This is a genomic window from Alkalihalobacillus sp. AL-G (assembly GCF_030643805.1).
Taxonomy (GTDB): Bacteria; Bacillota; Bacilli; order Bacillales; family Fictibacillaceae; genus Pseudalkalibacillus.
Genome location: NZ_CP094656.1, coordinates 2,732,140 through 2,751,817, shown reverse-complemented (window position 1 = coordinate 2,751,817; position 19,678 = coordinate 2,732,140). Strand labels below are relative to the sequence as shown.

Here is a 19,678-nt window from a genome sequence, read left to right as displayed (position 1 = left end):
ACATGAACTATCAACAGTTTGCCGTACTTTATGATCGGCTTATGGAAGATGCACCTTATGACATGTGGATGAGCTTCTTTACGAATGTGATTGGCTCGGAGAATGTGGAAACCGTTCTTGATGTCGGCTGTGGTACTGGAGAGATATCGGTGCGGCTTGCTCGAGAAGGATTTAATGTAACGGGTGTTGACTTATCGGAGGAAATGCTGACAATCGCTAGACAAAAAGCGGATACAAAAGGACTCTCTATTCCATTTTTCCAACAAGACATGCGTGAGCTTTATGGATTTCCCGAGCAAGATGCTGTAATAATTTTTTGTGATTCACTAAACTACCTTCGAGCCCATGAGGATGTGGACACTACGTTCCGTTCCATCCATCATTTGCTTAAGGATGATGGTTTGCTCTTATTTGATGTTCATTCTCTTCATAAAATGAACGAAACTTTTGGTGAAGAGGTATACACACTTAATTCAAATGATATAAGTTATATATGGGAATGCCATCCTGGAACTGAAGATGGTAGTGTACACCATGATTTGACCTTCTTCGTTAATGTTGAAGAGGATCTATACAAACGATATGAAGAAAACCATTACCAAAGAACGTACTCAATACCGACTTATGAAGCTTTATTGACAAACAATGGATTTGAAGTCTTGACAATAACATCTGATTTTTCTGACCGCGAACCGACACAGGATTCGGAACGCTTGTTTTTTGTCGCTAGAAAAGTAAAAAAAGTATTTTAACGATCGAAAGGGATGACTTCGCTGAGTCATCCCTTGCCATTTTCAAGTCAGTAAGATAAAAATGTAAAAAAGGATTTTCAATAGCAGTGACGAATTAATTTACATCAAGGTGTTTTCGTGAATCACCTTCACCCTCTAATATTGCTTCGTAATCTGGCGATCCACTGCCTCACAGTCCTCGTCATATTTTTGATGGGTACGTTCAATTACGTGATTGAAAAGAGGTCCTAGTTCAGCTTCAAATACCTTTAACGCCTCACCTGTAACCCCGCCTTTTACACATACCTTTTTCTGCAAAGTTGGTAACGTGTAGATTTCTTTTTCTAAAAGTTTCCCCATTCCAATGACCATTTCACTAACAAGTTGTGTCGCTTGTTCCTTTGTAATATTCGTTTCTTCAACTGCACTATCGATATATGCCTGTAAGAGAAAGCTGAAAAATGCAGGACCACAGCTGGACAGATCAGAGGCTACTCTCGTAATCGATTGGTCAATGACGACAGGTGTAGAAATCTTGGACATGAGTTGGTCTAACTGTTTACGTTTATGTGGTGAACACATTTTCCCATACGTTATTAATGAGGCACCGGATAGTGCTCGATTCGTAATGCTTGGTATCGCCCTTGCAACAGAACAAGAAACGAGTGCTTCCAGTTGTTCAACTGAAATAGGACTCGTTATTGAAACGACTAATTTATCCCTTGTGAGTTCTGGCGAGATTCGTTCAAGCAAAGCATAATATTCTAACGGTTTTACACATAAGAAGGTAATGTCTGCAAACGCCGCAACTTCATTGTTTGTTTTTCCGATCTTTATGTCAGGGTATTGATCCTTGACCTTTTCAGCTTTTTTAACTGTGCGATTGATGATCATCATCTCGGACGGTCGAACAGCTAATGATTCGATTAGAGCAGAAATTAGTATTGACCCCATATTCCCTGTTCCGATAATTCCAACCTTCAAATGAGCTCCCCTCCTTTTGACCGTCTTCTATCTTCAAATGTATGAAATGGTTTTGACAATTATGTATAAAACAGTAGAGTCTTTAACGAACCTGCGAAAGGGGTGATGACCATCTTTGATTCTTTAACCGAAAAAGAACGTTTGATGTTCGGAATAATCGTTGTTTTAACTATACTGACGTTATTTTTGGGATATTCGTATTTTACGGAAAAAGATCGTTCTCCCACAGCTTTGAATAAGGGAACAATTAAGAAAGAAACATCGGCATTAGAAACGAGTACCCCTGTTACAGACGATAAGACTAAAAATCCTTCCAAGGTTCTGATGGTAGATGTAAAAGGTGCTGTTCGTTCTCCTGATGTTTACCAGATTACAAACGGGAAGCGCATAAATGATGTGATTTTGATGGCTGGTGGTTTTACAGAAGATGCAAACCCGAACGGAATCAATCTTGCAAAATTGTTGGAGGATGAAATGGTTGTTTACGTACCTGAGATCGGGGAGAGTGGGGAAAATCCGGCCTTTTCACAAATACAAGAGGAGGGTGGCAGGGTTAATATCAATAAGGCAGATGCAACAGAGTTACAAGAGATTCCCGGAATTGGACCAACCAAAGCGGGCGCGATCATTCGATATCGTGAGGAACATGGACCATTTCAATCGATTGAAGACTTGACAAATGTACCGGGTATCGGTGAAAAGACACTTGAGCAAATGAAAGAGAAAATAACGATCTAGAATTTACATTGACTATATTAAGAAAGAATCGATAAACTAAAAGAAGATGGAAGGGAGCTGTTTAATAAATGGATCGGATTTCATGGAATCAATATTTTATGGCGCAAAGTACACTTCTCGCGATGCGAAGTACATGCGAACGTTTAAAAGTGGGAGCTACAATCGTGAGGGATAAGCGAATAATCGCTGGAGGCTATAATGGATCCATTTCTGGTGGAGAACATTGTCTTGATGAGGGCTGCTATGTCATAGATGGTCATTGTGTAAGAACGGTGCATGCAGAAATGAACGCCCTTTTACAGTGTGCAAAATTTGGAGTCGCCACAGAAAACGCAGAGATATACGTCACCCATTTTCCTTGTTTACAATGCTGCAAGTCAATTGTTCAGGCAGGGATCAAAAAGGTATATTATGCAAAGGACTATAAAAATCATCCTTATGCCATTCAATTGTTTAAGCAGGCGGGCGTCCAAACGGAATTAGTACGGTTGGAGGAACACTATGATCTAACCTCAAAAAGTAAGCGCGATTTATCATCCAAAATGCTTCATGAATTAAGGAAGCTTGGAGCAAGTGAAGAGAAACTCAGTGAATTCGAGCAGGATTATGAACGAATATATGAGTTGGAGAAGGAGCCCTATTGAGAAATGATTCCCTACATATGATTGTGTTAGCTGCCATCATTGCGATTGTAACCACAACCGAACGTTGGTGGCTATTTTTTTTATTGATATTCCTCATAATCCTCTCCCGAAAGCAAGCGTCGATTCCGATTCTTTTTTGTACCTGTGTATCGTTTATATTCTTTTACTTCTATACCCCCTATTATGAAGACCTCCACTCAACCTCTTTATCTCCCCAAACTTCCCGATTTGAAGGTGCGATTTCATCTCAACCTGTCGTGGATGGGGATCGATTATCGTTTCGAATGGAATTGTCTGATGGAGAACAGCTTCAAATCCATTATAAAATACGATCGGAAAATCAACAAAAGGCTTTTGCTGCTTTATCACCCGGTATACTGTGTACGTTTGATGGATCATTAGAAAAGCCTGGACAAACAAGGAATTTTTATAGCTTCGATTATCGAGCGTTTTTAAAGTCATATTACGGAATTCATTGGGTATTGAGGCCGGTGGAATTTAGTGTAGGGCAATGTCAGTTTCAAGATAATTTTATAAACCGGTTACATCAATATCGACATGAGCAAATAAACAAGATCAGCAAAGATTTTCCTGATAAATTATCCGGGATGGTCAACGCATTGCTTTTTGGAGATCGATCTGGCATTGATGAAACTCTGATCACTCATTACCAGTCCCTCGGATTAATCCACTTACTAGCTGTTTCTGGACTTCATGTAGGCTCAGCCCTTGGACTCACTTTTTTTTTGCTGCTCCGGTTCGGAATGACAAGAGAAAAAGGATTATGGGGATTACTAGGAATTATACCACTGATCATCATCATTACTGGTGCTGCACCATCTGTTCTTAGAGCGGGTTTCATGGCAGCAATCGTCTGTATCCTTTCACTTCTCCGTATGAAAATTCCTCCCATTAATCAAATAAGCATCGTATGTTTCGTACTACTTCTCATTAAACCAACGTACATTTTTCATCTTGGATTTCAGTTATCCTTTTTGATTACAGTTTCAATTCTCTTATCAAGTAAGATCATTCTTAGATGTAAAAGTACGCTCAGTCAATTGTTTGCAGCATCTATTATTGCTCAAATCGCTTCAATCCCAATCGTATTATGGAATTTTTATGAGTTTTCGCTCTGGTCGCTTCCATTGAATATGATATTAATCCCTCTAGTAACCCTTATCATTCTGCCGATGATTTTCTTAACGTTCATTTTATACAGTTGGGTTCCGATACCGGTTTGGGTTGTTTTTGCAAAAATGTTAGAGTTATCCTTTTCACTTATTCATTTTCTTATGGAAGTGAGCTCGTCTTTGCCATTTGGGTTACTGACGTTCGGAAGACCAGATGGCATGATGATGTTCATCCTGATCGTGACCCTGATATGGTTCCTGATTCGCTGGGAAAAAGCGGTTTCTTACCATAAATTGACAACCCCGTTTTTCGTAACAATCATTGTGTTTATATTTCTATGGATCCTGCCTTACGTTGATCGAAACGGTTACGTAACCATGGTTGATGTTGGTCAAGGTGATGCGATCGTAGTTGAACTACCATTTCGCAGAGGTGTTTATGTAATTGATTCGGGAGGGTTTTTTCAATTTGAGAAAGAGCGATGGATGGAACGAAGAAAGTCATTTAATACAGGTGAAGATATACTCGTCCCATACTTAAAGGCAAGGGGGATACGAAGCATAAACGCACTGATATTAACTCATGGGCATATTGATCATGTTGGCGGAGCTTTGGAGGTCATCGATTCCATTCAAGTTGAATCCGTTTTATATGGGAAATCAAGCATGTATGATAATTCTGAGGAACAGCTTTTAAATCACATACAGGAAAAAGGTATTCCAATTCACCTAGTTCGGGATGGAATGAAGTGGACAACAGGAGGTCAAACCTTTAAAGTTCTAGGTCCTAACCAAAGCGGCACCTCCAAAAACAATCGTTCGATCATCCTCTATTTCAAATTATATCAGAGCCGTTTCTTGTTTATGGGAGATATGGAGAAAGAACAGGAGGCACGATTTGTGCGATCCTACCCAAATTTAAAGATAGATGTTCTGAAGGTTGGTCATCATGGGAGTGATACATCCAGCACGCAACCTTTTCTAAATCATGTTCAACCCGAGATCGCATTAATATCGGCTGGGGTGGATAATCGGTATCAGCACCCGGCCCTCGAAGTGATCAATAGGCTTGCAAAGCAGGGGGTTTCAATCTATAGAACCGACTTGGATGGAGGAATCCGACTAAAGCTTACCCCTTATAAAACTGAAATCGAGACCGTATTAAACCGAGAAGAATAGTCAGACAAACATGAAAAAGCTGACCCTCGTGAAACATAAAAGGATAACTCACTGGTTCAAGGTGCTCCGTTGTTAGAGAAGTCCTTGTTTGCCGAGTTATCCTTGTTGATCAGTTTCCGCTGAGTCAACCTTTAGTAAACATATATGTACCCATAAAAAGAGCCGTCACGATGTTACGATCCTTAAAGCGCAACCGCCTTGATAATTACACCGATAAAGAAAATGACGGTAAAGAATAAAAATGAGTAAATAAAACCAAGGCCGGAATCAACGACGTCGTTGGTTTTTGTTTGTACATCTTTTTCAAAATCATTCATTGTCGCAACCCTCCTGTTTCAATATAAGTATACGGTAAATAAATAAAAAAATCCACATATGTATTTTTTACAATTCGGTGAAACCTATTCATCAGCGATAGAGAAAAATTTGGTTGTTTTCCCTTATTTCTAGCCTATATTACTAAGAGTTGACACCTATAGTTTCACCCTGCATAGGATATCATAACAATAAGCTTACGGGGAAGATATTATCGTTAACGGTTAGGTATCCCGGGTCTTAGCAGTTAACGTTTATATAAATGGGGATGGCTCACAAGGAGTTTTAACTCTTTGACCAGGAGTCATTCCCTTTATTTCAATGCTTGGCAATTTTGTCACAAATGTTTAGGATAAGAAAGAGGAGTGATAAAATTGTCCATTAAAGAATTAGCGCAAAACTTGAAGCACAAGTCGTTTTCTTCCCTGTATTTATTATACGGTAAAGAGAAGTACATATTAGATTATACACGCCAAATGATTGTTCAGGCTACCCTGGATGAGGATTCTGCCGATTTTAATAAATCTACGTATGATATGGAGGAAACTCCGATCGAAACTGCACTTGAAGATGCAGAGACTTTACCCTTCATGGGTGAGTATCGTGTCGTAATCATTCAAAATCCATACTTTTTAACAGGATCTAAGGCGAAGGTGAAAGTCGAACATGACCTTGCACGCTTAGAAGCGTATTTAAACAATCCGTCGTCACAATCCATCGTGATCGTTGATGCCCCGTATGAAAAACTTGACGAAAGGAAAAAAATCGTTAAGCTTCTCAAAAAACAGGCTGAACTTGTTCATACGGATAAAATGAATGAAAAAGCGTTAAAGGATTGGATCCAGCATACTGCTCAACAGGAAAATGTTACAATAACCGATGAAGCAGCGGAACGGTTAATCCAATTGCAGGGAGACGACCTCGGGCTTTTAATTAATGAAGTGAAAAAAATGGCTTTATATGTGGGTGATGCTGGTCAAATTGAACCGTCAACAGTTGATGAACTTATTTCTAGATCGCTTGAAAACAATGTTTTTACATTGGTAGAGCATGTCGTTAACCGAAGAATCGATCAGGCGTTTCGAATTGTCTATGACTTACTGAAACAAAACGAAGAACCAATCAAGCTTATGGCACTTTTAGCAAGACAGTTTCGCATCATCCTACAGGTCAAACAGTTACGGGAACAGGGATTTACGGAGAAAAAAATGGCATCCACTCTGTCGCTGCACCCTTATGCCGTTAAAATTGCATCTAGACAGGGGAATTCGTTTTCCGATAACGAACTGAAAACCATATTGATCCAAGCGGCGGATGCTGACTTTAAAATGAAGACGGGTCAAATGGATAAAACGTTAACACTTGAACTATTCATCACAGAGCTCGGTAAACAGAATGAACACGCATGATCCCTTTTAAAAATAGAGTATTAAAGAGGGCTCAGGTCCATGCAGGGATGCTTGGACCTGAGCTGATTTTCTTTTAGCGATGAAGCTTTTTTTATAACTGCAATAAAAAACGACCTGTAAGTAAGGTCGTTTGTTCATGTTTGTAATTAAAAAGTAAGTATTATGCACTTACACTGTTTAATTGCTTAGCAAGGCGAGATTTTTGTCGTGCTGCAGCATTTTTGTGAAGGATACCTTTTCCTGCTGCTTTATCAAGCTTTTTGGTTGCAACCAAGAATGCTTCCTTAGCACCTTCAGCGTCGTTGTTCGCCACCTTTGTTTCAAAAGTCTTAATGGCTGTGCGCATAGAAGATTTGATAGAAGCATTGTGAGCACGATGCTTATTGCTTGTCTTTACACGTTTAATAGCAGATTTAATGTTTGCCATTCCGTCCGTTCACCTCCTTGAATGCAACCGAAATTGCGAAAAATACAACACAAAGTATTCTACCAAACCCCTCGTATAAATGCAATCGTTTGTTGAACAATCGGAATAAAAGAATGAAACAATTGGAAAAAGGTCATCCTAATGAAAAATGCAAAAACAAACCAGGGTGGTGGCGTATTATGGATAAAGATCTAGAAATGTATAACATACGAACGGACCTTGCGATTGAAGCCCGTGAGATGATCTCAAAAGAACAGGAAGAAAAGTCAAAGCAAACAATTGATGGAGTGATTGTTAAAGAACGTGATGTAGATGGAATCAAAATAACCCGAGTCGATATCGAAGAAGCAGGTGCCAAGGTGACTGGAAAAAAGACCGGGACCTATTTGACGATGGAAATGCAGGGAATTCGACAAAAGGATTCTGCATTACAGGAGCGTGTTCAAGAAGTCTTCGCGAGAGAATTTCATAACTTCTTAGAAGAGTTGAAAATTCCGAAGGACGCAAGTTGTCTCGTCGTAGGACTTGGTAACTGGAATGTTACTCCAGATGCTCTTGGTCCAAGTACAATTGAAAGTTTATTAGTTACAAAACATCTTTTTGAGCTAGCACCTGAAAACGTACAAGATGGATTCCGTCCCGTCAGCGCACTCTCCCCAGGGGTAATGGGGGTCACTGGTATTGAGACGAGTGAAATTATCGATGGAGTAATCGAAAAGACGAAGCCTGACTTTGTAATTGCGATTGATTCGCTTGCTTCCCGCGCGATTGAACGTGTGAATGCAACCATCCAGGTTTCGGATACAGGAATCCATCCTGGTTCAGGGGTCGGGAACAAACGAAAAGAACTTAGCAAAGAAACACTTGGAATTCCTGTTATTTCAATTGGTGTACCAACCGTTGTCGATGCGGTCACGATTACAAGTGATACGATCGATTACATCCTCAAGCATTTTGGTCGTGAAATGCGTGAAGGGGACAACCCATCCAAATCATTGACTCCTGCAGGGATGACCTTTGGAGAACGGAAAGAATTGACCGATGAAGATCTACCGAGTGAAGAAAATCGTCAGGCTTATCTCGGAATGATTGGTACCCTTGAGGAGAACCAAAAGCGTCAGCTCATAAAAGAAGTTCTTGCACCATTAGGACATAATTTAATTGTTACCCCGAAAGAAGTCGATGTTTTTATTGAAGATATGGCAAATGTCATTGCAGGAGGACTTAACACCGCTTTGCACGGAGAAGTCGACCAAAAGAACAGTCATTCTTATACACATTGAGTTCTATTATATAGTAAACACACATATGCTTGTACCATTATGTCCACTTACGTCAGGCTATTAGGAGGAGTTGTGTATGATTCGATTTTTCATGAAAAGTCTCGTTCTGGTTTCTGTGCTTTTGTTTGGCATTTTACTTGGAATGCAGCAAGTATCAGAACAGATGGATAAGATGAAGGGAACCGAATCGAATGGTGCACTCGAGTGGACGATAGAGGAGAACGGAAAGGTCGAAGCTGAAGTCCTTGGTCAAGAAATAACAAGTCATGATATTAAAGAGAAACAGGAAAAGCTTGAAGATATTGAGGCATATAATGTGTTTTCAGATCTTGGAGCGAAGGTTTCCGGTTTCATCAGTGAGTTGTTGACGGTAACATTGACAATCATTACTACGATCATTAATAAACTCTTTTACTTGATGTTCGGATAAGCTGATTCATCCTAAGGCGATTTTTGAGTAACACGCCAAAACCGGGAGTTGCACGTGAAAAAATGTTTCGCACACTTATTTATTCAAGTCTTCTGACTAAAATAGCCTGAGCGAAGGAACCGCAACCTTTTCTCAGGCTTTTTATATGGCTGGGAAGCTATTGTTTTACCTTGTTTTGCATTAGATGGGAGAAACGATTGAATAAAAACAATGCTATTGCTATAATCAATGCTAGCTTAGTTGTACGACCTTAGGAGTGAAGACAATGGATAAAAGAGATAAATTAGATCGCCAATCGAGAATCCGAAATTTTTCAATCATCGCCCATATTGACCATGGTAAATCAACATTGGCCGACCGGATTCTTGAGAAAACAAGCGCGTTAACCCACCGAGAGATGAAGGAACAAATGCTAGATGCAATGGATTTAGAACGTGAACGCGGAATTACAATTAAATTGAATGCTGTTCAATTGACCTATAAAGCGAAGGATGGACAGGAATATATTTTTCACTTGATCGATACACCAGGACACGTCGATTTCACGTACGAGGTTTCCAGAAGTCTTGCTGCATGTGAGGGAGCGCTGTTGATCGTTGATGCGGCGCAAGGGATTGAAGCACAGACTTTAGCGAACGTTTATCTTGCTCTCGAAAACGACTTGGAAATACTTCCTGTCATTAATAAAATCGACCTACCGAGTGCTGAACCGGAACGAGTCCGTAAAGAGGTAGAGGATGTGATCGGGCTTGATGCATCTGATGCTGTGCTCGCTTCCGCAAAAAGTGGTATCGGTATCGAAGAAATACTCGAACAAATCGTTGAAAAGGTTCCACCGCCTTCAGGGGATCCAGAAGCTCCTTTAAAGGCATTGATCTTTGATTCGCTTTACGATCCATATCGTGGGGTGGTCGCCTATATTCGTGTTACAGAAGGCACGGTGAAAGTCGGAGAAAAAATCAAGATGATGGCGACTGGTAAAGAATTTGAGGTGAATGAATTAGGAGTCTTTACACCAAAACCGGTCATGAAGGATGAATTGACTGTCGGTGATGTTGGATTCCTGACCGCTTCAATTAAAAACGTTGGGGATACACGGGTTGGGGATACAATCACATCGGCAAAAGGCGGCGCTGTTGAACCGCTTCCAGGCTATCGTCGGATGAATCCAATGGTGTATTGCGGACTCTATCCGGTGGATTCAGCTAACTATAATGATTTACGTGAGGCTTTAGAGCGATTAGAGTTAAATGACTCATCACTACAATATGAACCAGAAACTTCACAGGCGTTAGGTTTCGGCTTCCGTTGCGGGTTCCTCGGTCTTCTTCATATGGAGATCATTCAGGAGCGTATCGAACGAGAATTCGGTATTGATTTAATCACCACAGCTCCGAGTGTGATTTATCATGTGTACCTGACGAACGGTGAGAAGCTAATTGTCGACAACCCTTCGAATATGCCTGATCAACAATTGATTGATTATGTTGAAGAGCCTTATGTGAAAGCTTCCATTATGACTCCAAATGATTACGTTGGAGCCGTTATGGAAATTTGCCAGAGAAAACGTGGTAATTTTATAACGATGGAATATTTAGATGATATCCGTGTGAATATCATTTATGAAATCCCGCTTTCTGAAATCGTCTATGATTTCTTCGATCAATTGAAGTCGAGTACGAAGGGGTATGCATCCCTTGATTATGAATTGATCGGATATAGACAATCGAAACTTGTTAAAATGGACATCCTTCTTAATTCAGAAAAAATTGATGCGCTTTCTGTCATAGTCCACCGCGATTTTGCACACGACAGAGGGAAAGCAGTCGTAGAAAAGCTGAAAGAATTGATTCCGCGACATCAATTCGAAATCCCTGTTCAAGCAGCGATTGGGACAAAATTTGTGGCCCGAACCAATATTAGAGCATTGCGTAAGAACGTCCTTGCGAAATGTTATGGTGGAGATATTTCTCGTAAACGTAAGCTTTTGGAGAAACAGAAGGAAGGGAAAAAACGCATGAAGACAGTCGGTAATGTTGAAGTTCCTCAAGAAGCCTTCATGTCTGTCTTGCGAATGGATTCCGACGACTAACGTAAAAAAATTTATCAGTTGAAAACTCTTTTGACAGAGGTTGGCTCATGAAAGAGTCAGCCTCTTCCATTTTACCAGATTAGATAATGATTCAAATGATGAACGACGAAAAGTAGAGAGTTGTGGTTAGCATGGCAAAGGCAGTTTATATTCATATCCCGTTTTGTGAACAAATCTGTCATTATTGTGACTTTAATAAATTTTTGCTTGAAGGCCAACCTGTTGATGATTATTTAGATGCAATGGAGGAAGAAATCAGACGAGTTACTGACGTACACCCGTTTGATAACCTTTCATCGATTTACATTGGTGGGGGCACACCAACAGCGTTGAATGAGGAACAATTGGTACGAATGCTGAATATTGTTCGAGCTGCCTTCCAGCCTGATCTTTCGAAGGTCGAATATACAGTAGAAGCAAACCCTGCTGTAACTGATCGTACAAAGCTAGGGCTATTGAAGAATGCTGGCGTCAATCGTTTAAGTATTGGTGTTCAGGCTTTTCAAGATGAACTGTTGAAGAAGTTAAATCGAACACACCGTAGTGCCGATGTGATCAAGATGATCGAAGCGGCACACCAATATGGTTTCGAAGATATTTCGATTGACTTGATGTTCGGCTTACCTGGTCAGACGTTGGACATGTTTAAAGAATCCGTTCAACAAGCGATTCAGTTGGATGTCCCTCATATTTCAGCTTATTCCCTTCAAGTTGAGAAGCAGACCGTGTTTTTTAACCGCCAACGGAAAGGAACACTTACGCTTCCAAGTGAGGATATTGAAGCAGATATGTTCCAACATTTGATTGACCAGATGAAAGCTCACGGTTATCGACAGTATGAAGTAAGTAACTTTGCCCGTGAAGTCTATGAAAGTAGACATAATCTGGTTTATTGGGATAATGACGAATATTACGGAATCGGGGCAGGAGCACATGGTTACTTATCTAATACCCGCTATGAAAATGTTAAACCGCTCCCTCATTATATCCGTAAAATAAAAAATGGCGAACTTCCACAAAGGGAACGAACTCAGATGAGATTGAATGAACGAATGGAAGAAGAACTATTCCTCGGACTACGGAAAATGGAAGGCGTTAGTAAGACGAAGTTTCATCAAAAATTCGGATGCCGACTTGATGAACTTTTTTCAGAACAAATCGATATGCTTGAGAAGCGAAACTTGATTATCAATACTTCAGAGACAGTAAGGTTGTCCGAACAGGGAATCTTTCTTGGTAATGAGGTTTTTCAAGAATTCATCGGGGTAATCTAAAAGGTAGTTCAAAAAGTATCCAAGAGCCCATGCACCTGCATCTAACAAGATTAGTTAATGTGTACCTGCGTCTACAAGCGTAACCTAGGATGCAGGCTTCCTCGGTACAACTCGTAGCTTATGTGCAAGTACCGCTCGTTGCTACCGATGGAGGCTTCCTCGGTGCAAGGCAGCAAAGATGTTATCCGAGTAAGTAGCCTTCCTCAAAACTGTCGTGCCTTGGGCTCACAGGACGTGAGTCAGTACGACGTTATCACAGGGCGTGATGATTTTAGTCGAATTTCATATAAATGATCCTGATTCGTCTACTTTTTGAACACAGACCTAAAATATTGACAAAGGGATTTCTGATTTGGTAATTTATTAAGTAGAATTAGCACTCATTCATATCGAGTGCTAACAAGGGAGATGAGACCAGATGTTAACGGATCGTCAGCTACTTATTCTCCAAATCCTGATCGACGAGTATATAAGGAATGCAGAGCCACTGGGTTCCAGAAGCATCTCCAAACGAGAGGATATTACGTTCAGTTCTGCCACGATACGTAATGAACTCGCTGACCTTGAAGATATGGGGTTTATTGAAAAGACCCATATTTCATCAGGACGAATTCCATCTGAAAAAGGGTACCGTTTTTATGTGGATCATTTGCTGTCTCCTGTTAGACTGACCAATTCCGATTTGCAACAGGTTCATGCCTTATTTCAAAATCGAATGTCCGAGCTTGAGTTGTTGATTGAACACTCAGCTAAGATGTTGTCTGATATTACAAAATATACTTCGATCATCCTCGGACCAGAGGTTTATGAAACGAAATTAAAGCACCTGCAGATCGTACCGATATCACTTGGGACTGCTGTATTGATTCTAATTACAGATACTGGTCACGTAGAAAAGTATACGGTCGACTTGCCAGTTGACATGGACGCATCCGATATCGAACGAACAGTGAATATTTTAAATGAGCGTCTTATAGGGGTTCCTTTCTCTCAACTAAAGAAAAGGCTGCTAGAGGAAGTGGAAGGGCTGCTCGCATCTAATTTAAACAGCTATGAAAAAATTCTTGATTTCTTGGTGCGGTTGTTTCAAACTGAAAAGTCGGATAGAGTCTATTACGGTGGAAAAACCAACATTCTGAATCAACCTGAATTTCAGGATGTTGAAAAGGTGAAGGCACTCTATAATGCAATCGAGGAGTATGAGCTCGTTCAAAGGCTTCTCCATCAAGATGAGCCAACTGGTATCAAGGTTAAAATTGGTGCTGAGAACTTGTTACAGGAAATGAAAAACTGTAGCTTAATCACAGCAAGCTATTCAATCGGCGGGCAGCATATGGGTACATTGGCCATTCTGGGTCCAACCCGGATGGAGTACACACGTGTTATTGGATTACTCGACCTTCTCTCAAAAGATTTAACGAGGGTTCTTACAGAACGGTATTTTTCGAATTGATTGTGGAAATACCTGTAGCATGTGATTTTATTGTTTTAGAGGATCACATTTTAGGAGGTGAAAACGATAATGGAAGAGAAAAACCAACAGGCTGAAGCAGTTAATGAAGAGGCTGTTGATACAACGAATGAAGACATCATTGATTCAGAAGAATCTCAAAACAATGATCAGTTAAAAGAAGATCAAAAAACAGCAGAAAAAGATCCAGTTTCTGAACTTGAACAGGAACTTGAAGAGATAAAGAATCGTATGCTTCGTACACAAGCGGATTACGATAACTTCCGTCGCCGTACACGAGAGGAAAAAGAAGCAGCAGCGAAGTACAAAGCTCTTGGAATGGTAGAAGGGTTATTACCGGTTATCGATAACTTTGAACGTGCGATGAATCTGCAAACGGATGAAGAACAAGCGAAATCCTTATTACAAGGAGTTCAAATGGTTTATAATCAGTTGATCGACGCACTTCAAAAAGAGGGTGTTGAGGAAATCAATGCTAAAGGGGAAGTTTTTGATCCACACCTTCATCAAGCAGTTATGCAAGTTCAAAGCGAAGAGTACGAAAATAACACGGTTGTCGAAGTTTTACAAAAAGGCTATATGCTGAAAGACCGTGTTATCCGACCTGCGATGGTCAAAGTGAACACCAAATAACAGCTACATATTAACTATAGGAGGTATTTTTCATGAGTAAAGTTATAGGGATTGATCTAGGTACCACAAACTCTTGTGTTGCCGTTATGGAAGGCGGAGAAGCAACTGTAATACCAAACCCGGAAGGTAATCGTACAACACCATCTGTTGTTGCATTTAAAGATGGTGAGCGTTTAGTCGGTGAGGTTGCGAAACGCCAAGCAATTACAAACCCGAACACAATCATTTCAATCAAGCGCCATATTGGTACAGATTACAAGGTTGAAGCAGAGGGTAAAGAGTTCACACCACAAGAAATTTCTGCAATTATTCTTCAAAAGCTTAAGTCCGATGCGGAAGCGTATCTTGGTGAAAAAGTAACAAAAGCAGTTATCACGGTCCCAGCATATTTCAATGATTCACAGCGTCAAGCTACAAAAGATGCTGGAAAGATTGCAGGACTTGAAGTTGAGCGTATCATTAACGAACCAACGGCTGCTGCACTTGCATATGGCCTTGAAAAATCAGAAGACCAAACGATCCTTGTTTATGACCTTGGCGGCGGTACGTTTGACGTTTCCTTGCTTGAACTTGGGGATGGATTCTTCGAAGTAAAAGCAACTTCTGGAGATAACGCACTAGGTGGAGATGACTTTGACCAGAAAATCATTGATTATCTCGTAAGCGAATTTAAAAAAGAAAACGGTGTAGACCTATCTCAAGATAAAATGGCACTTCAACGCTTAAAGGATGCTGCTGAAAAAGCGAAGAAAGACCTTTCAGGCGTTACACAAACGCAAATTTCATTGCCGTTTATTACAGCAGATGCTTCAGGACCTAAGCACCTTGAAGTTAATTTGACTCGCGCAAAATTCGATGAAATGACTACGGACCTCGTAGAACGTACGATGGGACCTACACGTCAAGCCTTAAAGGATGCAGGACTTACACCATCTGACGTCGATAAAGTTGTTCTTGTCGGTGGTTCTACTCGTATTCCAGCTGTTCAGGATGCAATCAAAAAAATAACTGGAAAAGATCCTCACAAAGGTGTAAACCCTGATGAAGTTGTTGCGCTCGGCGCTGCTGTTCAAGCAGGTGTACTGACTGGGGATGTTAAAGACGTCGTTTTACTTGACGTTACTCCGCTATCTCTTGGAATCGAAACAATGGGTGGGGTATTCACGAAGCTCATCGAGCGGAACACAACGATCCCGACAAGCAAATCCCAAGTATTCTCAACAGCTGCTGACAATCAGCCGTCTGTTGATATCCATGTGCTTCAAGGTGAACGTGAAATGGCTGCTGACAACAAAACGTTGGGACGCTTCCAGCTTTCCGATATTCCACCAGCACCTCGCGGAGTACCGCAAATCGAAGTATCGTTCGATATTGACGCAAACGGAATCGTTAACGTAAAAGCAAAAGATCTTGGAACGAACAAAGAACAATCAATTACGATTACTTCTTCTTCAGGATTGTCTGATGATGAAATCGAAAACATGGTGAAAGATGCAGAAGAGAATGCTGAGGCGGATAAAAAGCGTCGTGAAGAGGTTGACCTTCGAAACGAAGCAGATCAGCTTGTATTTACAACCGAGAAAACCTTGAAGGACCTCGAAGGAAATGTAGATGAAGCGGATGTAGCGAAAGCGAATGAAGCAAAGGATAAAGTGAAACAGGCAATTGAAGACAACGATCTCGAAGCGATTCGTTCGTCTAAGGATGAGCTACAAACAATCGTTCAAGAGCTTTCTACAAAGCTTTATGAACAAGCGGCTCAACAAGCTCAGGCAGCCCAAGAGCAAGAGGGTGGCGAAGAGAAAAAAGCTGACGACGATGTTGTAGATGCTGAGTATGAAGAGGTAGATGACGAGAACAAACAGAAGTAGTAACGTTCTATAAGACAAAAGTCAAAGTCAGTTTTCTTGGCTTTGACTTTTTTCACGTTTATTTTACTTGGAAATAGTGATATGATAATCGTTATGTATGTAAAAGGAACCGGGAGTGAGTGTATTGAGTAAGCGAGACTATTACGACGTCCTTGGAGTGGATAAAAATGCTTCAACGGATGAGATGAAAAAAGCTTATCGGAAGCTCGCGAGAAAGTATCATCCGGACGTTAATAAAGAATCGGATGCAGAGCAGAAATTTAAGGAAGTTAAAGAAGCCTATGATGTGTTAAGCGATTCACAAAAGAAAGCACATTACGATCAGTTTGGGCATACCGATCCAAATCAAGGGTTCGGTGCTGGCGGAGCTGACTTTGGCGGAGGATTCGGGGATATATTTGATATGTTCTTTGGTGGCGGCGGAAGACGAAATCCGAACGCTCCAAGACAAGGTGCTGACCTTCAGTATACGATGACTCTTAAATTTGAAGAAGCGGTGTTTGGAAAAGAAACAGATATTCAAATTCCAAAAGAAGAAGAATGTAATACTTGCTTTGGATCTGGAGCAAAACCAGGAACAAAGCCTGATACATGTTCACATTGCGGTGGGAGCGGTCAGTTGAACGTAGAACAAAACACACCATTTGGTCGTGTTGTCAATCGCCGTGTCTGCCATCACTGTGAGGGTACAGGTAAATTTATCAAAGATAAGTGTTCAACGTGTAACGGAAAAGGAAAAGTACGTAAGCAAAAGAAAATTCACGTGAAAATTCCTGCAGGTATCGATCATGGCCAGCAAATACGTGTCACCGGTAAAGGTGAACCTGGTGAAAACGGTGGACCTTCAGGTGACCTTTATGTCGTTGCTCGAATTATGCCCCATGAGTTTTACAAACGAGATGGGGACGATATCTTTGTGGATATGCCATTGACATTTATGCAGGTTGCTCTTGGTGACGAAATCGAAGTACCGACGCTGCATGGGAAGGTTAAGCTGAAAATTCCCGCAGGCACACAATCTGGAACAAACTTCCGTCTCCGTGGTAAGGGTGTTCCGAATGTGCGGGGATATGGACAGGGAGATCAGCATGTTAAAGTAAAAGTAATCACACCTAAAAACCTGAACGATCGTCAACGTACATTACTACGTGAATTTGCAGAAATAAGCGGAGAAACCGTTGATGAGCAGCAAGACAATTTATTCAGCAAGGTAAGAAGGGCTTTTAAAGGCGAATAAAAGGTTCGTTCTTAGCCCGTATTACAAAGTGGCTGCAATTGCACTTATTCATGTAATGTATGTATGTTTTTAATAAGAAAGGACGGTTGGTAGATCAATGAAATGGTCAGAAATCAGCATTCATACTACTCAAGAAGCAGTTGAACCGATTTCAAATATCCTTCATGAGGCTGGTGCGAGCGGGGTGGTCATTGAAGACCCGCAGGATCTGATAAAAGTCTGGGATACTTCTATGGGAGAGATCTACCAACTTAACCCTGATGACTACCCGACAGAGGGTGTTATCGTGAAAGCCTATCTTCCTGTTACGAGTTTTCTTGGAGAGACGGTGGATGAAATAAAAGAAGCAATTAACGGATTGTTGATCCATGATATCGATCTTGGACATAATACGATTAACATTAGTGAAGTAAATGAAGAGGAATGGGCAACAGCGTGGAAGAAATATTATAAACCAGTCAAAATTTCAGAGCGAATTACGATTACCCCGACCTGGGAACAATATGATGCGGTCAATACAGATGAAATCATCATTGAGCTTGATCCTGGAATGGCATTTGGTACAGGAACACATCCAACAACGGTCATGTGTATCCAGGCTTTGGAAAAGGCGATTCGCCCTAATGTTCACGTGGCAGATGTCGGGACAGGTTCAGGTGTGCTGAGTATTGCTGCTGCAAAGCTCGGAGCTCGGCAAGTTGATGCAATGGATCTTGATGAAGTTGCGGTAAACAGTGCAAGGCTGAATATTAAATTGAATAAAGAACAGGATCGAGTTTCGGTCCGTCAAAACAATTTATTAGATCATGTTGATGGTAAGTATGACGTTATTGTTGCTAATATCCTTGCTGAAATTATATTGAGATTTGATCAAGATGCATTCAATCTTTTAAAACCTGACGGAAAGTTCATTACATCAGGAATCATTCGTGGGAAAAAAGAAGAAGTGAAAAACTCTCTCATACAAAGTGGATTTCACATTGAAGAAACTCTCATTATGGAAGATTGGGTTGCTTTTATTGCAAGTAAACCTTCAAAGCACCCTATAGAGGAAGAGGAATAACGAATGCAACGATATTTTGTGACACCTGATCAAATGACCGATTCACATGCTACGATTACAGGAGAAGATGTCAAGCATATTTCCAAAGTGATGCGAATGACCTCTGGAGATCATCTGATCGTCTGTGATAATCAGACGCGTGTTGCTGTCTGCGCAGTTGATGAGATTACAGATTCAGCAGTTGAACTATCCATCGAGAAATGGTTGGATGAACAAACTGAATTGCCAATTTATGTAACTATCGCACAAGGGTTGCCGAAGCATGATAAACTAGAAATGATTGTCCAAAAAGGAACTGAGCTAGGCGCGAACCAATTTATCCCCTTTCATGCTTCAAGGTCGATTGTAAAATGGGACCGAAAAAAGGGAAAAAAGAAAACGGAACGGCTGCAGAAGATTATTAAAGAAGCAGCGGAACAATCGCACCGAAGTCGTATACCAAAATGCTCGGAACCAGTTCCGTTTAAAGAACTACTCACATTGAGTGATTCGTACACTATTAAAATAATTGCGTATGAAGAAGAGGCAAAAGCGAATGAAACTGCAAAGCTTGCCAATTTATTCTCAACCGCAGACATATCCAACGATCGTGTCTTTGTCATTATCGGACCAGAAGGTGGTCTGACTGAAGAGGAAGTCACGGTGTTGCAAGCTGCAGGGTTTATAACTTGCGGCTTAGGACCACGTATATTAAGAACGGAAACAGCTCCATTATACGTGCTTTCCGCCATTTCCTATCAATTTGAACTATCGAGGTGACCATA

At 40.8% G+C, this 19,678-nt stretch carries 18 protein-coding genes; 15 read left to right on the top strand and 3 right to left on the bottom strand.

The annotated features are described in order from the left end of the window. Nucleotides 1-2 precede the first annotated feature (2 nt). A complete protein-coding gene (locus tag MOJ78_RS14120) occupies nucleotides 3-752 on the top strand; it encodes a class I SAM-dependent DNA methyltransferase (RefSeq protein ID WP_304977979.1) in 750 nt (249 codons plus the stop codon). Between the two features lie 135 nt (nucleotides 753-887). Here MOJ78_RS14120 and comER read toward each other — a convergent pair whose 3' ends face one another. Continuing rightward, on the bottom strand, nucleotides 888-1,715 hold the full coding sequence (gene comER, locus MOJ78_RS14115; RefSeq protein ID WP_304977978.1) for a late competence protein ComER: 828 nt from the start codon (nucleotides 1,713-1,715) through the stop codon (nucleotides 888-890). A 105-nt stretch (nucleotides 1,716-1,820) separates the two neighbouring features. Here comER and MOJ78_RS14110 point away from each other — a divergent pair, with 105 nt between their 5' ends. The 3 genes from MOJ78_RS14110 (at nucleotide 1,821) to MOJ78_RS14100 (ending at nucleotide 5,409) form a co-directional block, all read left to right on the top strand. Beyond that, a complete protein-coding gene (locus tag MOJ78_RS14110) occupies nucleotides 1,821-2,453 on the top strand; it encodes a helix-hairpin-helix domain-containing protein (RefSeq protein WP_304977977.1) in 633 nt (210 codons plus the stop codon). A 68-nt stretch (nucleotides 2,454-2,521) separates the two neighbouring features. Beyond that, the gene (locus MOJ78_RS14105; RefSeq protein ID WP_304977976.1) at nucleotides 2,522-3,097 is read left to right on the top strand and encodes a ComE operon protein 2; all 576 of its coding nucleotides are present in this window, start codon (nucleotides 2,522-2,524) and stop codon (nucleotides 3,095-3,097) included. Then, nucleotides 3,094-5,409 (top strand): DNA internalization-related competence protein ComEC/Rec2, encoded by a 2,316-nt coding sequence (locus MOJ78_RS14100; RefSeq protein ID WP_304977975.1) that lies wholly within the window; start codon nucleotides 3,094-3,096, stop codon nucleotides 5,407-5,409. The genes MOJ78_RS14105 and MOJ78_RS14100 overlap by 4 nt, the downstream gene beginning before the upstream one ends. Before the next feature lie 182 nt (nucleotides 5,410-5,591). Here MOJ78_RS14100 and MOJ78_RS14095 read toward each other — a convergent pair whose 3' ends face one another. After that, the gene (locus MOJ78_RS14095; protein ID WP_304977974.1) at nucleotides 5,592-5,726 is read right to left on the bottom strand and encodes a YqzM family protein; all 135 of its coding nucleotides are present in this window, start codon (nucleotides 5,724-5,726) and stop codon (nucleotides 5,592-5,594) included. A 372-nt stretch (nucleotides 5,727-6,098) separates the two neighbouring features. Between MOJ78_RS14095 and holA the strand changes: the two genes are divergently transcribed. Beyond that, entirely contained in the window at nucleotides 6,099-7,133 is a 1,035-nt protein-coding gene (holA, locus tag MOJ78_RS14090; RefSeq protein WP_304977973.1) for a DNA polymerase III subunit delta, read from the top strand. Between the two features lie 160 nt (nucleotides 7,134-7,293). Here holA and rpsT read toward each other — a convergent pair whose 3' ends face one another. Further along, a complete protein-coding gene (gene rpsT, locus MOJ78_RS14085; RefSeq protein ID WP_304977972.1) occupies nucleotides 7,294-7,560 on the bottom strand; it encodes a 30S ribosomal protein S20 in 267 nt (88 codons plus the stop codon). A 179-nt stretch (nucleotides 7,561-7,739) separates the two neighbouring features. Here rpsT and gpr point away from each other — a divergent pair, with 179 nt between their 5' ends. The 10 genes from gpr (at nucleotide 7,740) to MOJ78_RS14035 (ending at nucleotide 19,673) form a co-directional block, all read left to right on the top strand. Continuing rightward, a complete protein-coding gene (gpr, locus tag MOJ78_RS14080; RefSeq protein ID WP_304977971.1) occupies nucleotides 7,740-8,843 on the top strand; it encodes a GPR endopeptidase in 1,104 nt (367 codons plus the stop codon). Nucleotides 8,844-8,919: 76 nt separating this feature from the next. After that, the gene (locus tag MOJ78_RS14075) at nucleotides 8,920-9,273 is read left to right on the top strand and encodes a DUF3679 domain-containing protein (RefSeq protein WP_304977970.1); all 354 of its coding nucleotides are present in this window, start codon (nucleotides 8,920-8,922) and stop codon (nucleotides 9,271-9,273) included. Nucleotides 9,274-9,538: 265 nt separating this feature from the next. Next, nucleotides 9,539-11,365 carry a translation elongation factor 4 gene (lepA, locus tag MOJ78_RS14070; protein WP_304977969.1) on the top strand — a complete coding sequence of 609 codons (1,827 nt, stop codon included), beginning with the start codon at nucleotides 9,539-9,541 and terminating at the stop codon, nucleotides 11,363-11,365. 131 nt (nucleotides 11,366-11,496) lie between these two features. Beyond that, complete coding sequence (gene hemW, locus MOJ78_RS14065) at nucleotides 11,497-12,639, top strand: radical SAM family heme chaperone HemW (protein ID WP_304977968.1); 1,143 nt, start codon at nucleotides 11,497-11,499, stop codon at nucleotides 12,637-12,639. Nucleotides 12,640-13,057: 418 nt separating this feature from the next. Further along, nucleotides 13,058-14,092: a heat-inducible transcriptional repressor HrcA gene (gene hrcA / locus MOJ78_RS14060; RefSeq protein ID WP_304977967.1), complete on the top strand. Its 1,035-nt coding sequence runs from the start codon at nucleotides 13,058-13,060 to the stop codon at nucleotides 14,090-14,092. A gap of 69 nt (nucleotides 14,093-14,161) precedes the next feature. Then, nucleotides 14,162-14,743 (top strand): nucleotide exchange factor GrpE, encoded by a 582-nt coding sequence (gene grpE / locus MOJ78_RS14055; RefSeq protein WP_304977966.1) that lies wholly within the window; start codon nucleotides 14,162-14,164, stop codon nucleotides 14,741-14,743. Nucleotides 14,744-14,775: 32 nt separating this feature from the next. Continuing rightward, nucleotides 14,776-16,614, top strand: coding sequence for a molecular chaperone DnaK (dnaK, locus tag MOJ78_RS14050; RefSeq protein ID WP_304977965.1), 1,839 nt, complete (start codon nucleotides 14,776-14,778; stop codon nucleotides 16,612-16,614). A gap of 124 nt (nucleotides 16,615-16,738) precedes the next feature. Continuing rightward, nucleotides 16,739-17,851, top strand: coding sequence for a molecular chaperone DnaJ (gene dnaJ / locus MOJ78_RS14045; RefSeq protein WP_304977964.1), 1,113 nt, complete (start codon nucleotides 16,739-16,741; stop codon nucleotides 17,849-17,851). Between the two features lie 97 nt (nucleotides 17,852-17,948). Beyond that, nucleotides 17,949-18,914, top strand: coding sequence for a 50S ribosomal protein L11 methyltransferase (gene prmA, locus MOJ78_RS14040; protein WP_304977963.1), 966 nt, complete (start codon nucleotides 17,949-17,951; stop codon nucleotides 18,912-18,914). Between the two features lie 3 nt (nucleotides 18,915-18,917). Then, on the top strand, nucleotides 18,918-19,673 hold the full coding sequence (locus tag MOJ78_RS14035; protein WP_304977962.1) for a 16S rRNA (uracil(1498)-N(3))-methyltransferase: 756 nt from the start codon (nucleotides 18,918-18,920) through the stop codon (nucleotides 19,671-19,673). Nucleotides 19,674-19,678 lie beyond the last annotated feature (5 nt).

Bases quoted from the DNA above. Each gene is read 5' to 3' on its own strand.
- grpE (WP_304977966.1), top strand. From the start codon at position 14,162: ATGGAAGAGAAAAACCAACAGGCTGAAGCAGTTAATGAAGAGGCTGTT.
- MOJ78_RS14075 (WP_304977970.1), top strand. From the start codon at position 8,920: ATGATTCGATTTTTCATGAAAAGTCTCGTTCTGGTTTCTGTGCTTTTG.
- MOJ78_RS14035 (WP_304977962.1), top strand. From the start codon at position 18,918: ATGCAACGATATTTTGTGACACCTGATCAAATGACCGATTCACATGCT.
- prmA (WP_304977963.1), top strand. From the start codon at position 17,949: ATGAAATGGTCAGAAATCAGCATTCATACTACTCAAGAAGCAGTTGAA.
- gpr (WP_304977971.1), top strand. From the start codon at position 7,740: ATGGATAAAGATCTAGAAATGTATAACATACGAACGGACCTTGCGATT.
- hrcA (WP_304977967.1), top strand. From the start codon at position 13,058: ATGTTAACGGATCGTCAGCTACTTATTCTCCAAATCCTGATCGACGAG.
- MOJ78_RS14120 (WP_304977979.1), top strand. From the start codon at position 3: ATGAACTATCAACAGTTTGCCGTACTTTATGATCGGCTTATGGAAGAT.
- MOJ78_RS14095 (WP_304977974.1), bottom strand. From the start codon at position 5,726: ATGAATGATTTTGAAAAAGATGTACAAACAAAAACCAACGACGTCGTT.
- MOJ78_RS14105 (WP_304977976.1), top strand. From the start codon at position 2,522: ATGGATCGGATTTCATGGAATCAATATTTTATGGCGCAAAGTACACTT.
- rpsT (WP_304977972.1), bottom strand. From the start codon at position 7,560: ATGGCAAACATTAAATCTGCTATTAAACGTGTAAAGACAAGCAATAAG.
- dnaK (WP_304977965.1), top strand. From the start codon at position 14,776: ATGAGTAAAGTTATAGGGATTGATCTAGGTACCACAAACTCTTGTGTT.
- MOJ78_RS14110 (WP_304977977.1), top strand. From the start codon at position 1,821: ATGACCATCTTTGATTCTTTAACCGAAAAAGAACGTTTGATGTTCGGA.
- lepA (WP_304977969.1), top strand. From the start codon at position 9,539: ATGGATAAAAGAGATAAATTAGATCGCCAATCGAGAATCCGAAATTTT.
- hemW (WP_304977968.1), top strand. From the start codon at position 11,497: ATGGCAAAGGCAGTTTATATTCATATCCCGTTTTGTGAACAAATCTGT.